Source organism: Curtobacterium sp. RM9 (assembly GCF_054956955.1).
The window spans coordinates 2,786,035-2,800,032 of sequence record NZ_CM143271.1 but is presented as its reverse complement, the minus strand read 5'-3'; the positions used below and the strand labels follow the sequence as shown (position 1 = coordinate 2,800,032).

General features: G+C 73.3%; 9 protein-coding genes. 6 read left to right on the top strand and 3 right to left on the bottom strand.

Annotation, left to right across the window (positions count from 1 at the left end):
• Positions 1-19: 19 nt before the first annotated feature.
• Genes mvk through ACY3FI_RS13215 form a run of 5 tightly spaced genes read left to right on the top strand, consistent with a single transcriptional unit; the run spans position 20 to position 5,310 of the window.
• Complete coding sequence (gene mvk / locus ACY3FI_RS13235; RefSeq protein WP_462548025.1) at positions 20-1,009, top strand: mevalonate kinase; 990 nt, start codon at positions 20-22, stop codon at positions 1,007-1,009.
• The gene (gene mvaD / locus ACY3FI_RS13230) at positions 1,009-2,016 is read left to right on the top strand and encodes a diphosphomevalonate decarboxylase (RefSeq protein WP_462548024.1); all 1,008 of its coding nucleotides are present in this window, start codon (positions 1,009-1,011) and stop codon (positions 2,014-2,016) included. Before mvk ends, mvaD begins: the two co-directional genes overlap by 1 nt.
• Positions 2,013-3,092 carry a phosphomevalonate kinase gene (locus ACY3FI_RS13225; RefSeq protein ID WP_462548023.1) on the top strand — a complete coding sequence of 360 codons (1,080 nt, stop codon included), beginning with the start codon at positions 2,013-2,015 and terminating at the stop codon, positions 3,090-3,092. The genes mvaD and ACY3FI_RS13225 overlap by 4 nt, the downstream gene beginning before the upstream one ends.
• Positions 3,089-4,153, top strand: coding sequence for a hydroxymethylglutaryl-coenzyme A reductase family protein (locus ACY3FI_RS13220; protein WP_462548022.1), 1,065 nt, complete (start codon positions 3,089-3,091; stop codon positions 4,151-4,153). Before ACY3FI_RS13225 ends, ACY3FI_RS13220 begins: the two co-directional genes overlap by 4 nt.
• Positions 4,150-5,310, top strand: a complete 1,161-nt coding sequence (locus ACY3FI_RS13215) for a hydroxymethylglutaryl-CoA synthase (protein WP_462548021.1) — start codon at positions 4,150-4,152, stop codon at positions 5,308-5,310. The genes ACY3FI_RS13220 and ACY3FI_RS13215 overlap by 4 nt, the downstream gene beginning before the upstream one ends.
• A gap of 56 nt (positions 5,311-5,366) precedes the next feature.
• Here the strand turns inward: ACY3FI_RS13215 and ACY3FI_RS13210 are convergent, their stop codons facing one another.
• Positions 5,367-5,855: an SRPBCC family protein gene (locus ACY3FI_RS13210; RefSeq protein WP_462548020.1), complete on the bottom strand. Its 489-nt coding sequence runs from the start codon at positions 5,853-5,855 to the stop codon at positions 5,367-5,369.
• 82 nt (positions 5,856-5,937) lie between these two features.
• Between ACY3FI_RS13210 and ACY3FI_RS13205 the strand changes: the two genes are divergently transcribed.
• Complete coding sequence (locus ACY3FI_RS13205; protein WP_462548019.1) at positions 5,938-6,315, top strand: DUF7882 family protein; 378 nt, start codon at positions 5,938-5,940, stop codon at positions 6,313-6,315.
• A gap of 230 nt (positions 6,316-6,545) precedes the next feature.
• Here ACY3FI_RS13205 and ACY3FI_RS13200 read toward each other — a convergent pair whose 3' ends face one another.
• Both ACY3FI_RS13200 and ACY3FI_RS13195 read right to left on the bottom strand, forming a co-directional pair.
• Positions 6,546-8,345, bottom strand: coding sequence for a sulfite reductase subunit alpha (locus tag ACY3FI_RS13200; RefSeq protein ID WP_462548018.1), 1,800 nt, complete (start codon positions 8,343-8,345; stop codon positions 6,546-6,548).
• The gene (locus ACY3FI_RS13195; RefSeq protein ID WP_462548017.1) at positions 8,342-13,984 is read right to left on the bottom strand and encodes a glutamate synthase-related protein; all 5,643 of its coding nucleotides are present in this window, start codon (positions 13,982-13,984) and stop codon (positions 8,342-8,344) included. Before ACY3FI_RS13195 ends, ACY3FI_RS13200 begins: the two co-directional genes overlap by 4 nt.
• Positions 13,985-13,998: the final 14 nt, after the last annotated feature.

The following is a 13,998-nucleotide window of genomic DNA, read 5'->3' as shown; positions in this document are numbered from 1 at the left end:
TAGGCTGACGTGACCCACGATGACCAGCCACCACACCGACCGCAGCGCGACACCGGGAGCAGGAACCACCCTCCGCACCGGTACGGCGTCGTCCCACGGCAAGACGATCCTGATCGGGGAGCACGCCGTGGTCTACGGCGCACCCGCACTCGTGCTGCCCGTGCTGGACGTCCGGGTCACCGCGACCGCCACCCCGGTCGACGGTGCGCGCGGCAGCCACCTCGAGTCGACGGTGCACACCGGACCGCTCGACACCGCTCCCGCCGCCGTCCTGCCGACGGTGACCGCGATCACGGCGACCCTCCGCCACCTCGGTGCGCCAGGACGGTCCCTGCACGTGCGGGTCGACAGCGCCGTGCCGACGGCCAGGGGGATGGGCTCGAGTGCCGCCGTCGCCGCTGCCGTGACGGCGGCCGTCGCGGACGCCCTGGGCGTGACGCTCGACGCCGAGACCCACCACGAGCTCGTGCAGGAGTGCGAGCGCGTCGCCCACGGCCGACCGTCCGGCCTCGACGCCCGCGGGGTCGTCGCCGACGTCCCGGTGTGGTTCGAGGGCGGCCGCATCGAGCCGGTCGCGCTCGGCGCCGCGTTCACCTTCGTCGTCGCGGACACCGGCGTGCCCGGGCACACGCGCGAGGCCGTCGCGGCGGTCCGCGCGCGACACGACGCCGACCCGGTGACCGTCGACCGCACCGTCGACGCGATCGGGGAGCTCGCACGACGCGCTCGGGGGACACTCGAGGATGGCGATGCCCAGGGCCTCGGTGCCACGATGGACGCCGCGCACGACCTGCTGACCACCCTCGACGTGTCGAGCGGCGACCTCGACCGGCTCGTGACGGCCGCACGTGGTGCGGACGCCCTCGGCGCGAAGCTCACCGGCGGTGGGCGCGGCGGCTGCGTCCTCGCGCTCGTCACGGACGGCGAGCACGCGGTCCGCGTCGCGGCCGCACTCCGCGGCGCAGGGGCCGCAGCCACCTGGACCACCACGATCGGAGCCCGCGCCTGATGACCGCCACCGCCGTCGCGCACCCCAACATCGCCCTCGTCAAGTACTGGGGCAAGGCTGACGCGCGACTCGCCCTGCCCGCGACGGGCAGCGTGTCGATGGGGCTCGACGTCTTCCCGACCACCACCACCGTCTCGCTCACGGACGACGACGCCGACTCGTTCGTGCTGAACGGCGGGGCCGCACCCGAGGGCGCGCTGCTCCGCGTCCAGCAGTTCCTCGACCTCGTGCGGGACCTCGCCGGGTCCACCGCGCGCGCCCGGGTCGTGTCCGAGAACACCGTCCCGACCGGGGCCGGCCTGGCGTCGAGCGCGTCGGGCTTCGCCGCCCTCGCGACCGCTGCCGCAGCCGCCTACGGGCTCGACCTGGCCGAGCGCGACCTCTCGCGGCTCGCCCGACGCGGCTCCGGTTCGGCCACGCGGTCGATCCCCGGCGGCGTCTCGATGTGGCACGCCGGCGACGACCAGGGTTCGTTCGCCGAGCGCATCGACGCGCCGCCGATGGCGATGGTCGTCGTCACGATCTCGGCGGGGGAGAAGGCGATCGGGTCGCGCGAGGCGATGCGCCGGACGATCGACACGTCGCCGTTCTACCCGGCGTGGGTGACCAGCACCGCCGGCACGGTCGACGACATGGTGGCGGCGTGCGCCGCCGGCGACTTCCCGCGGATCGGCGAGCTCACCGAGAGCAACGCGCTGCGCATGCACGCCACGATCGAGGGCGCGTTCCCCCCGATCCGCTACCTCACCGCCCGCAGCGTCGCGGTGTTCGACGCGGTCGCCGGTCTCCGCGCCGACGGGCTGCAGGCCTGGGCCACCGCCGACGCCGGGCCGAACGTCGTCGTCCTCACGACGCCCGGTGAACGCGCGGCCGTGGCCGAGGCGCTCGCCGACCTGGGCGACGTCATCGAGTCCGGCACCGGACCAGGCGCGCGCGTGGTCCGCTCCGAAGGAACGGGGACGCCCGAGCCGGGCGTCGCACCCGTCCAGGAGGAGCGCACCGAGTGATCGAGTTCCGAGCCCACGGCAAGCTGTTCGTCGCGGGCGAGTACGCCGTCGTCGAGCCCGGCCAGCCGTCCGTGCTCATCGCCCTCGACCGTGCGATCACCGCGCGGGTCGCCGAGGGCCACGGTTCCGGCAGCGTGCACTCCGAGGAGTACGGGCACCTGCCGCTGACCTGGACGCGCGACGAGGACGGGCTGGCGCTCGACCGCGAGCACCACCCGTACGACTACGTGATGGCGACGATCGACCTCGTCGAGAAGCTCCGTTCCGAACGCGGCATCGCCCCGCGCTTCCACGACCTCCGGATCGAGAGCCAGCTCGACGACGCGAGCGGCCGGAAGTTCGGCCTCGGGTCGTCCGCCGCGGTGACCGTCGCGACCGTCGGCGCACTCGACCGCTTCTACGGCATCGGTCTCACCCAGCGGCAGCGGTTCCAGGTCGCCCTGCTCGCCACCATCCGGGTGAACCCCCGGGCGTCCGGCGGCGACCTCGCCGCGAGCACCTTCGGGGGCTGGCTGCGCTACAGCGCGCCGGACCGGGAACGTCTCGCCAAGATGCTCGACGGCCGTACGGTGTCCGACGTCCTCACCGACGCGGACGCGTGGACCGGGTTCGACGTCGAACGGCTGCCGGCGCCGAAGGGCCTCGAACTGCTCGTCGGCTGGACCGGTTCGCCGGCGTCCACCACGAAGCTCGTCGGTGTCGTGCGTCGACACCGCAACGGCGGGTACCAGGCGTTCCTCGACGAGAGCCGCACCTGCGTCGACGACCTGACCACGGGCCTCCAGACCGGCGATGCGTCGATGACGCTCGACGCCCTGCGCCGCGCCCGCACGCTCCTGCAGCGCCTCGGGGCGTCGGTCGGGTCGAAGATCGAGACCGAGCGCCTGACCACCCTGTGCGACGTCGTCGAGGCGGCCGGCGGGGCGGCGAAGCCGTCCGGCGCCGGCGGCGGCGACTGCGGCATCGCGCTCGTCCCGGCGGACACCGACCTCGCCGGCATCCACCGCGCCTGGGAGGCGCACGACATCAGACACCTCAGCGTCGCGGTGCAAGCACCCGAAGGGAGCGTCGAATGACCGACCTGCTGACCCCGATCCCCACGAAGTGGGTGGGGCCGATCCGTGTGAGCGGCAACGCCGTCGAGGGCGAGCACGAAGTGCCCCTCGCGACCTACGAGTCGCCGCTCTGGCCGTCCGTCGGCCGTGGAGCCCGCGTCTCGCGGATGGTCGAGGGCGGCATCGTCGCGACCGTCGTCGACGAGCGGATGACCCGCTCCGTCGTCGTGAAGGCCGACAGCGCCGCCGCCGCGCACATCGCCGCGGGCCGGATCCTCGCGCGCCAGGACGAGCTCGAGCAGCTCGTCGCCGGGCAGAGCCGGTTCGCGAAGCTCATCGAGGTGCATCCCGAGATCGTCGGCGACCTGCTCTTCCTGCGCTTCGCGTTCACCACGGGCGACGCCTCCGGGCACAACATGGTGACGCAGGCGGCGGACAAGCTGCTGCCGGCGATCCTGGCGTGGGAGCCCGGCCTGCGGTACGTCAGCGTCTCGGGCAACTTCTGCACCGACAAGAAGGCCACGGCGGTGAACGGCATCCGCGGACGCGGCCGGAACACCATCGCCGAGATCGTGATCCCGGGCGAGGTCGTCGAGAAGCGGCTGCGGTCGAGTGCCGCCCGCATCGCGGAGCTGAACGTGGCGAAGAACCTCGTCGGATCGACCATCGCCGGGGCCCTGCGCTCCGCGAACGCGCACTACGCGAACATGCTCCTCGGCTTCTACCTGGCCACCGGGCAGGACGCCGCGAACATCGTCGAGGGCTCGCAGGGCATCACCTACGCCGAGGACCGCGGCGGCGACCTGTACTTCTCGACCGCGCTGCCGCACCTCATCGTGGGCACGGTCGGCAACGGCAAGGGCGGGGACCTGCCGGTCGTCGAGGACGCCCTCGTGCGGCTCGGCTGCCGCGAGGAGCGTGAGCCCGGTGCCAACGCCCGGCGGCTCGCGGCCCTCTGCGCGGCGACCGTCCTCTGCGGCGAGCTGTCCCTGCTCGCCGCGCAGACCAACCCGGGTGAGCTCATGGCGGCGCACGTCGCGATGGAACGGCGCGGGTCGAAGCCGGCCGGAGGTGCAGCATGAGCGGCATCGGCATCCACGACATCGCGATCGCGACCGGGCACCACGTCCTCCAGCTGGACGACCTGGCGGAGCGCCTCGGTGTCGACCCGGCGAAGTACCACGTCGGCATCGGCCAGGACGCCTTCAGCGTGCCCGCCCCCGACGAGGACATCGTCACGATGGGTGCCGCCGCCGCGAAGGAGATCGTCGACCGCCACGGCGTCGAGGGCATCCGCACCGTGCTGTTCGCCACCGAGTCGGGCGTCGACCAGTCCAAGGCGGCCGGGGTCTTCGTGCACGGGCTGCTCGGCCTGCCGAAGAACGTCCGGGTCGTCGAGCTGAAGCAGGCCTGCTACGGCGGGACCGCCGCCGTGCAGCTCGCCCTCGGCATCGTCGCGCGCGCGCCGCACGAGCGTGTGCTCGTCATCGCGGCGGACGTCGCCCGTTACGACGTCGACACCGCCGCGGAGCCCACACAGGGCGCCGGCGCGGCCGCGATCCTGATCAGCGCCGACCCCGACCTCATCGAGCTCGAGCCGGCGGCGGGCGTCTACACCGCCGACGTCGACGACTTCTGGCGGCCGAACGACCGGTCGACCGCGCTCGTCGACGGCAGGCTGTCCGTCAGCGCGTACGTCGACGCGTTCGTCGGCGCGTGGGACGACCTCGCGGCGCAGGGCGGTCCGGCGTACGAGGACATCGTCCGGTTCGTGCACCACCAGCCGTTCACGAAGATGGCGATCAAGGCGCACCGCAAGCTCACGCAGCACGTCGGGGTGCCGTTCGACGAGTCCGAGCTCGCGATCGGCTTCACGTACAACAAGCAGACCGGCAACACGTACACGGCCTCGCTCTGGATCGGGCTCGCGGCGCTGCTCGACCTCGACGACGACCTCGCGGGGGAGCGCATCGCCCTGTTCAGCTACGGCTCGGGCAGTGTCGGCGAGCTCATCACGGGCATCGTCCGACCGGACTACCGGTCGCACCGCCGCCTGGGTCGCGTCCGCGAACTCCTGGCCGCCCGGGTCCCGCTGTCGGTGGATGCGTACCGGGAGCTGCACGCCGCCGGTGCGGCCACGAGCGAGGACGTCGAGCGGCCCCGCGTCACGGCTGCGCCGTACCGCTTCGCCGGGGTGCGCGGCGGCGCCCGGCAGTACGAGGCGACCGCGGCGGTCTGACCCGGCCGTCCGCCGGACGGGAGGCACGGTGCGGGCCCGCCCCGCGCCTCCCGTCCTCAGCCCGCAGCGACCACGTCGTCGAGCTGGCCGAAGGCCTGCCGGTAGCCCTCCTCCATGCCCATCTCGAGCATCGCGTCGAGGTCGGCGGCGGACTCGAACGTCGACGTCAGCGTCACGCGGGAGCCAACGGCGGTGGGCGCGAACTCGAGCACGGTCTCGCTCGCCGGCGGCGCCGGATCGACGGCACCGTCCGCATCGGTGAACAGGTCGGCGAACACGATGCGTCGTGGTTCCTCCATCGCGGCGACACGCCACACCGCGTGGAACCGCTCGCCCTCCGGTGAGGTCATCCGGTAGTGCGCGAGGCCACCGGGGCGGAGGTCGAACGAGGCGAACGTCGCCGGGAAGCCGGGCGGACCCCAGAAGCGCTCGAGCTGCCGTGGGTCGGTGAACGCCTGCCAGAGCCGGTCGACCGGCACGGGGACGTCGGTGACCAGGACGAGGGTCTTCGCCTCGTGGTCGACCTGCAGGGACGTGATCGGCACGGGTCCTCCGTTCGACGGATGTGGTGACGAGACTCGGGCACGTCGAGTCCGAGCGCAAGGGGCTCGGTGTAGAAGGACCCTCATGGGCCAGCTGATCTACGCCGGTGAGGTGCTCGACCTCCGCATCGACGACCGCGCGTTGACACACCTGCAGATCGTCATCGTGAACCTGCTCCGCCGCGAGCACCGGTTCGCGTTCTCCTGGCGTGACGACGTCGTCCGCGGGGACGGCCGCAGCACGATCTGGCTGCACCCGAACGTCAGCCTGCACTTCAAGTTCGCCGGCGGCCGCGTGCCGTCGATCAACCGGAGCTGGCTCGACCAGCTCTACGCGACGGCGACCTCCGGGTCGGGGCTCGTGCTCACGCCGGAGCCGCCGGACACCAGCAGCGGCGAGGACTCCGCCTGGTCGCGTGCCGTCGCGGCGGGCGATGCCGAGGACGACTCGACGAACGTGTAGCGGATCGGCGCTCCGCGGTCAACCGGGTACCCGATCGCGAGATGGAGGCGTACGGTGCTCGTAACGCGCGCGCCTGGTGCCGGATCAGGGAACCGGTCGCGGTGCATGCGTGGAGGGGTGGCTCGGAAGTCCCGGATCAGGGGCCTTCCGCTGGCGACCTCTGACGTCGCCCCGGGCGTGGATTCGGGTTCCGCACCCGGGGCGACGGTCCGACCGCCGAGCCCGACGGCTCAGTACACGTCGCGCACGTACCGCTTCGCCCGCCGCAGGTCGGCGAGGTACGCCTGTGCGTCGTCCTCGTCGCGACCCCTGCCCGATCGGATGACCCGCAGGAGCGCCGCTTCGACGTCCTTCGCCATCCGCGAGGCGTCGCCGCACACGTAGACGTGGGCACCCTCCTCCAACCAGGCGAACAGCTCCGCTGCCTGCTCGGCCATCCGGGTCTGCACGTACACCTTCTCGGCCTGGTCGCGGGAGAACGCCAGGTCGAGCCGGTCCAGCACGCCGGAGTCCTGCATCGCCGTCAGCTCGTCCTCGTAGACGAAGTCCGTGTCGCGGTGCTGGTCGCCGAAGAACAACCAGTTGCGCCCGGTCGCGCCCGCCGCGGCACGCTCGTGCAGGAACCCACGGAACGGTGCCACGCCGGTGCCCGGCCCGATCATCACCATCGGCGCGTCCGGGTCGGTCGGCACCCCGAAGGACGCGTTCGGCTGCAGGTACACGTCGACGGTGTCGTCGGCGCCGACCCGGTCCGCGAGGAAGGTCGAGGCCACCCCGGCGTACTCCCGGCGCGGATCGCCGTAGCGGACCGACGCCACCGTCAGGTGGATCCGGTCCGGGTGCGCGAGCGGGCTCGACGAGATCGAGTACTGGCGCGCCTGCAGCGGTCGGAGGACCGGCAGGAGCTCGTCGAGGCCCGGCGCGGCGGACCCGGCGTCGCGGAGCAGGTCGACGACGTCCCGCCCCCACAGCCAGCGGTCGAGCTCGTGCTTGTCGCCATGCGCGACGACGGCCGCGAGTTCGCTCGCCGGCGCACGCTGCACGAGGTCGGCGACGAGGTCCTTCGACGGCGTGCGGACCTCGCGCTCACGGGTGAGCAGGTCGGCGACCGAGCGGCCGTCGAACACCTCGTCGCCGGTCGCGCCGACCTGTGCGAGCAGTTCGGCGACGAGCGCCGGGTCGTTCCGCGGCACGACCGCGAGCGCGTCCCCGGCGGCGTACGTGATCCCGGAGTCCGCGAGGTCGAACTCGTGGTGCCGGATCTCCTTCGCGCTGCGCGGCGACGACAGCAGCCGGTTCTCGACCATGCGCGCGGGGAACGGGTTCCGCTTGGTCCACTGCGACCCCGGCCGGGAGGCGCGACTCGCGCCCGTCCCGCCGGTGGCGGCACCGGACGTGGCCCGCCCCACCCCCGTGCTGGCCCCGACGGCGTCGGCTGCGGGCAGCGCGCCGGCCTGCGCCGCGAGGCGGTCGAGGACGGCGGCGGACCAGAGTGCGGCCGGGTCCTCGTAGTCGACGTCGCAGTCGACGCGGTCGTGCAGCCGGGTCGCGCCGAGCTGCTCGAGCCGGGTGTCGAGCAGCTTGCCCGCCTGGCAGAACTCGTCGTAGCTGGTGTCACCGAGGCCGAGGACCGCGAAGTGCAGCCCCTCGAGCCGTGGGACCGTGGTCGCCTGGATCGCGTCCCAGAACAGGCCGGCGTTGTCGGGCATCTCGCCCTCGCCGTACGTCGAGGTGACGACGAGCACGTGCGACATCGCGGCGAGCTGCTCCGGCGTGACGGCGTCGAGGGCGGTCGCCCGACCGCCGAGGCCCCGTGCGACGGCGCCGGCGACGAGGTCCTCCGCCAGCGCCTCGGCGTTGCCGGTCTGCGTGCCGAACAGCACGTCGACCGTGGTCGTCGGCGCTGCCGGCGCGGCCTTCCGTCCGGCGGCAGCGATGCCCGCGATGAAGCCCGCGAGCCAGGACTCCTGGGCGGCGGAGAACGGCGCGTCGACCGGGATGAGCGAGCCGGACGGCGGGAGCACGCTCACGCGATCACCGCCTCGACCGGGGCCCGTGGGGCACGGCGGGCGATGTCCTCGAGCGCCGCGGTGGCGAGCAGCTCGTCGAAGCGCGCGGCCCGGACCCGACCGGCGTTCGTGGCGTTCTGGTGCATGATCCATCCGGTCGTGCCGGGGGCGTCGGAGCTGCGGTTGTTCCGCTGCGCCAGCGCCCGCTTGGCGTCGTCGAGCCGCTTCACGGCGATGAGGGTCGCGAGCTCGTCGTCCGCGAACCGGTCGAAGGTGCCGCGGAGGTACTTCACGACGCGCTGCTGCACGGCGTGGTCCTCGGTGAGCACGAGGTTCCGCACGGCCGCCGCGACCCGCGGGTCGTCCGGGCCGAGGGCGCCGGGGACCCGTTCGAGCGCCACGTCCTGCGCTGCGCCGAGCACCGTGTACGAGGACAGCAGCGAGAACATGTCGTCGCCCTGGTCGCCCAGCGCCGGCGCGCGCCCGTCGAGCACGGTCCGCTGGTCGCGGTAGTCAACCTTGAAGGCGCGGAGCTTGTCGCGGGCGATCGAGGTCGCGAGCTCGTCGAGCAGCTCGGCACGGGTCGCCGCGGCGCTGATCGCCTCGGCGTCCTGCGTGAGCAGCAGCGCCCGGGGCATCCCGACGTACACGTCGCCACGCACGGTCGTCCACTCGTCGAGCAGCCGGGCCGCGAGCGCCGAGCCCGTCGCCTCCAGGTGCCACTCGAGCAGCAGTCGGGCGGCGGCCTCGTGGAAGGCGCCGTGCGCCGTGTCGGTCACCGGGAACACGAGGAGTGAGTCGGTGCTCGCGCGCTGGGCGACCTGGCCGGACGGGTCGTACTGGTACAGGAAGCCGCCGGACATGCCGTTGCCGAGCCCCCGGCCGTACGGGCCGAGGTTGAACACTGCGCCGCCGGTCATGTACTCGCAGCCGAAGTCGCCGAGCCCCTCGACGACCGCGGTCGCGCCGGAGTTGCGGACGGCGAACCGGTCGCCGGCCTCGCCCTCGACGAAGGTGCGGCCGCCCGTCGCACCGAACAGCGCGAAGTTGCCGACGAGCACGTTCCCGCCCCGCTCGACGCTGCCACCACCCGGCGCACGCACGACGATGCGACCGCCGCTCTGGCTCTTGCCGAGGCCGTCGTTCGCGGTGCCGACGTGGTCGAGCGTGGTGCCGTCGTTCGTGAAGACGCCGTAGGACTGTCCGGCCGAACCGGTCGTGCGGACGGTGAGCGCCCCGTCGACCAGCCGGCGGCGGCCGCGGTCGTCCGGAGCGGCGACGGCCGGGTGCGTGGACAGGTCGACGCCGCGCAGCTCGTGGTTGAGGATGCGCTCGAGGTCGATGCCGAGCTGGCCGCCGACGGACTTGTCGGCGTTGCCGAGTGCCACGCCGTCCAAGAGGAGTGCGTGGTCGTGGCCGTCGATCAGTGCCGCGCGGACGCGCTCGACGAGGGCGTCGTCGGTGCGGTAGTCCTTCTCGAGGTACTCCGGGTCCGTCACGACCTTCTCCGGCACCTGCGCGAGCAGGTTGCGGACGTCGAGGCGCCCGACGCCCGCCGGGTGGTCGAGGAGCTGCAGCAGGTCGGTGCGACCCCGGGCCTCGCGCAGCGAGCGCAGGCCGAGCCGGGCGAGGATCTGCCGGACGTCGTGCGCGATGTTCAGCAGGTACTGCGCGAGCGCACGCGGGTCGCCCTCGAACGCCTCGGCGTTCGTGGTCAGGCCCGCCGGGCACTTCACGTTGCAGTTCTTCGCCATCACGCAGCCGAGCATCATGAGCGCGGTCGTGCCGAACTCGAACGAGTCGCCGCCGAGCAGCGCGCTCGTCACGACGTCCGAGCCGGTCTGGTGGGCGCCGGAGCAGCGCAGCGTGACCTTCTGGCGCAGACCGTTCGCGACGAGGGCCTGGTGGACCTCGGCCACGCCGATCTCCGCGGAACGGCCCGCGTACTTCAGGCTCGTGACCGCCGCCGCGCCCGTGCCGCCGGTGTTGCCCGCGACGTTGATGACGTCCGCGCCGGCCTTCGCGACGCCGACCGCGATGGTGCCGATGCCCTCGGAGGACACGAGCTTCACGACCACCCGGACGCGGGCGGCCTTGCAGTCGTGGATGAGCTGCGCGAGGTCCTCGATCGAGTAGGTGTCGTGGTGCGGCGGCGGCGAGATGAGCTCGACGCCGGGCGTGCCACCACGGGCTGCCGCGATGTCCACCGTGACCTTCGGGGCGGGCAGCTGCCCGCCCTCGCCGGGCTTCGCGCCCTGGCCGATCTTGATCTCGAGCTCCTCGAGCATCGGGTCGGCGAGGTAGCCCGCCCAGATGCCGAACCGCCCCGAGGCGAACTGCTTGATGCGGGAGCCACGGATCGTGCCGTAGCGGGAGTGGTGCTCGCCGCCCTCGCCCGAGTTCGACATGCCGCCGACCATGTTCGTGCCGTGCGCGACGGCCTCGTGCGCGCTCGCGACGAGCGCGCCGTGGCTCATCGCACCGGACGCCAGGGTCCGGGTGATCTCGTGCGCCGGCTGGACCTCGTCGAGCCCGACGCTGTCCGGGGCGCTCTGGAGCAGGGCGAGCAGCTCGACCGCGGTGCCGGTGGCCCGGAGCGTGACGTGGTCGTCGGCGACGACGTCGACGTCGACCTGGCCGGGGTGCAGCAGGGCGAGGCCGTCCGCGAGGGCCGCGTGGCGCAGTGCACCCGCGGGTCCGGTCGAGGCGAGCTCCAGGCGGAACCGCACCGTGCCTCCCGGCAGTCCGTCGCCCGACGTCGGCCGTGAGCCGGCCAGCCCGCGCACCGTGATGCCGGCGTTCCCGGCGGTCGCGAAGCGGCCGAGCTCGCGGGCGAAGTCCTCCGCCGTGTCGATGCCGGTGACGTCCGCCGGCAGCGCGAGCACGTCGCGGAGCGCCGCCGGGCGGCGGGACCGCTCGTCGTGCGTGGTCTGCAGGAACGTGACGTAGCCCGGGGTGATCCGGTGCGCGTCGATCTCGGCGTCGCTGAGCCGGTCGTACCCGGTGTTCCGGTACGCCGCGTCGGTCACGCCGAACGCGTCGTCGAGCTGCCCGAGGGTGAGGAGCCGGAGCGCCTCCGAGTCGCCCGAGCGCTCGAAGGCCGGCCGCTCCTCGGTCATGCCGCCGAAGCCCCGGACGCTCGCGACGCCGAACGAGTGTCCCGCGCCGTCGGAGCGCTCCTTGAAGAGGCCGAGCATCGGGATCTGCGCGCTCGACGCGACCGACCGGGCGCGCTCGTGCCAGTCCGTCGCCGCCTGGGCGATCCGCGCGAAGCCGACGCCGCCGACGGGGGCGTCCATGTGCGGGAACACCCGCGCGAACAGGTCGTCGCCGGTGTCGAGGTAGTTCGGCTCGAAGAACGCACCGCCGATGTAGCTCTCGGCGGTGCACAGGCCGACGCGGCCCATCGTCTTCGCGAGGGCCTTCTCGGCGGCCTTGCGGAAGCGCGCGAGCGCGGCGTCGGTCTCGGTGAGCTGGCCGGCGGGTGCCGGGGCTGCGGGGTACTGCTCCTCGGCGCGGAGGCGGGCGGACAGACTGTAGACCGCCGAGGCGCCGAAACCGAGCGCCGTCGCGACGTGGTGCGACGAGGGGAGCTGACCGGACTCGGCGACGATCGACAGGCGCAGCCGGAGGCCGGTCTCGATGAGACGCTGGTCGACGGCCGCGATCGCGAGGACCACCGGCAGCGGCGCGTGCGTCGAGGACACCGCTCGGTCGGTGAGGACCGCGATGCCGCCGCTCGTGCGGGCGAACGCCTCGACGGCGTCGCAGAGGCGGTCGACGGCGTCGCGGACGGCGTCGGCGTTCGCGCGCTCGTCGTCCACGACCGGGACGTAGAGCATGTCGAAGCGCTCGAGGGGCACGACGTCCTGGTCGCGCAGACGGACCATGTCGAGGTGCCCGAGCACGGGGGAGGGCACGACGAGCTGGCGGGTGGGCGCGGGGTGCTCCGCGGCCATGGCTGCATCGCCCGGCGCGCCGACCGCGGCGTGCGTGCTGTGCGCGTCGAGCTTCGCGCCGAGGGCGACGCGCATCGACATGCCGTCCGCCTCGCGGATGGAGTCGAGCGGCGGGTTCGTCACCTGGGCGAAGCGCTGCGAGAAGTACTTCGCCATCCCGCCCTCGGTGTCGCTGAGGGCGTTGATCGCCGTGCCGTAGCCCATCGCCGAGATGCGCTCCGACCCGTGCTGCAGCATCGGGTCGAGCATGAACCGGAAGCTCTCCTGGTTCAGCGAGTACGCCACGTACCGGCCCGCGAGGGTCAGGTCACCGTCGTACCCGAGGGTGTCGGTGCCGCGCTCGTAGTCGGGCGCCGGCAGCGCGTCGAGCTCCACCCGCGCCGCGTCGAGCAGCTCGGCGTAGGGCTTGCGCGCGGCCAGGGTCTCGAGGACCTCGGCGGAGCGCAGGACCGCGCCCGTCCGGTGGTCGACCACGAGCATGCCGCCGGCCTCGATCCGCCCGCGGTGCACGACCGTGTCCGGGTCGAACGCGACCTGGCCGGCCTCGGACGCCACGATGAGGTACTCGTCGGTCTGCACCGTGCGCAGGGGGCGGAGCCCGAGCCGGTCGAGCCGGGCGCCCACCACGTCGCCGTCGCTGAACACGACCGCGGCCGGGCCGTCGTTCTTCTCCTCGTACAGCGAGTGGTACTCGAGCATCGCGCGGACGTCGGCGGGCAGCGAGCGGTCGTTCTCCCACGCCGGCGGCATGAGCGTCACGACGGCCTCGACGATGTCCAGACCGTCGTCGAACACCCGGCTCTGCAGGGTCTGGTCGAGGCGGCTCGAGTCCGACTGACCGGGCGGTCGGACGATGCTCCGGGTGCGCGCACGAGCCAGCGCCTCGTCGGACAGCCGGTTCTTCCGGTCGGTGTTCAGCTCGCCGTTGTGCGCCATCAGTCGGAACGGCTGGGCCATCGTCGGGTGCGGCTCGGTGTTCGTCGAGAACCGCGTGTGGAAGTACAGCGTCCGGACCGAGTGCCGCGGGTCGAGCAGGTCCGTGAAGTACCGGATCACCTCGCCCGAGTTCAGCCGGCCCTTGAGGACCTGCGTCCGGGCGCTGAGCGACAGCGGGTACAGGCCGGCGTGCGCGGCGTGGACGTCCGCCGCCTCGGCGTAGGACGCCGCCTCGATCGCGAGGAGGGCACGGTTCGCGGCGGCGTCGACCTCGGTGCGGGTCCAGGCGTCGGGTGCGCGGAAGACCCACTGCACGATCGGCAGCTGGTACTGCTCCGCCTCGGGGCGGGCCACGGTGTGGTCGACCGGGACGTCGCGGACGAGCAGGAGCGTGAAGCCCTCGTGCTCGATCGCGGCGGTGACGGTGCGTTCGGCCGCGGCGCGAGCGGCGGGGCCGGCGTGCTCGGCGCCGGGCGCGGGGTCCACGACCGGCACGAAGCAGTTCGCGACGCCGAAGTGCCCGGGGCGCAGTGCCTCGCCGGTGAGGGCGCTGAAGAACTCCGTCGACAGGTCGATGCTCACGCCCGCGCCGTCGCCGACACCCTCGGCGGAGCTGCCGCCGCGGTGCGGGATCGCACACAGCGCCTCGTCGCCCTTCACGATGACGTCGTGGGAGGAGAAGCCGTCGAGGCGGGTGATGAAACCGACGCCGCAGTCGCTCGACTCGCGGGCAGGGTCGTACAGACCGAAGGGGGAGGGGTTCACGTGCGGGTCCAGTG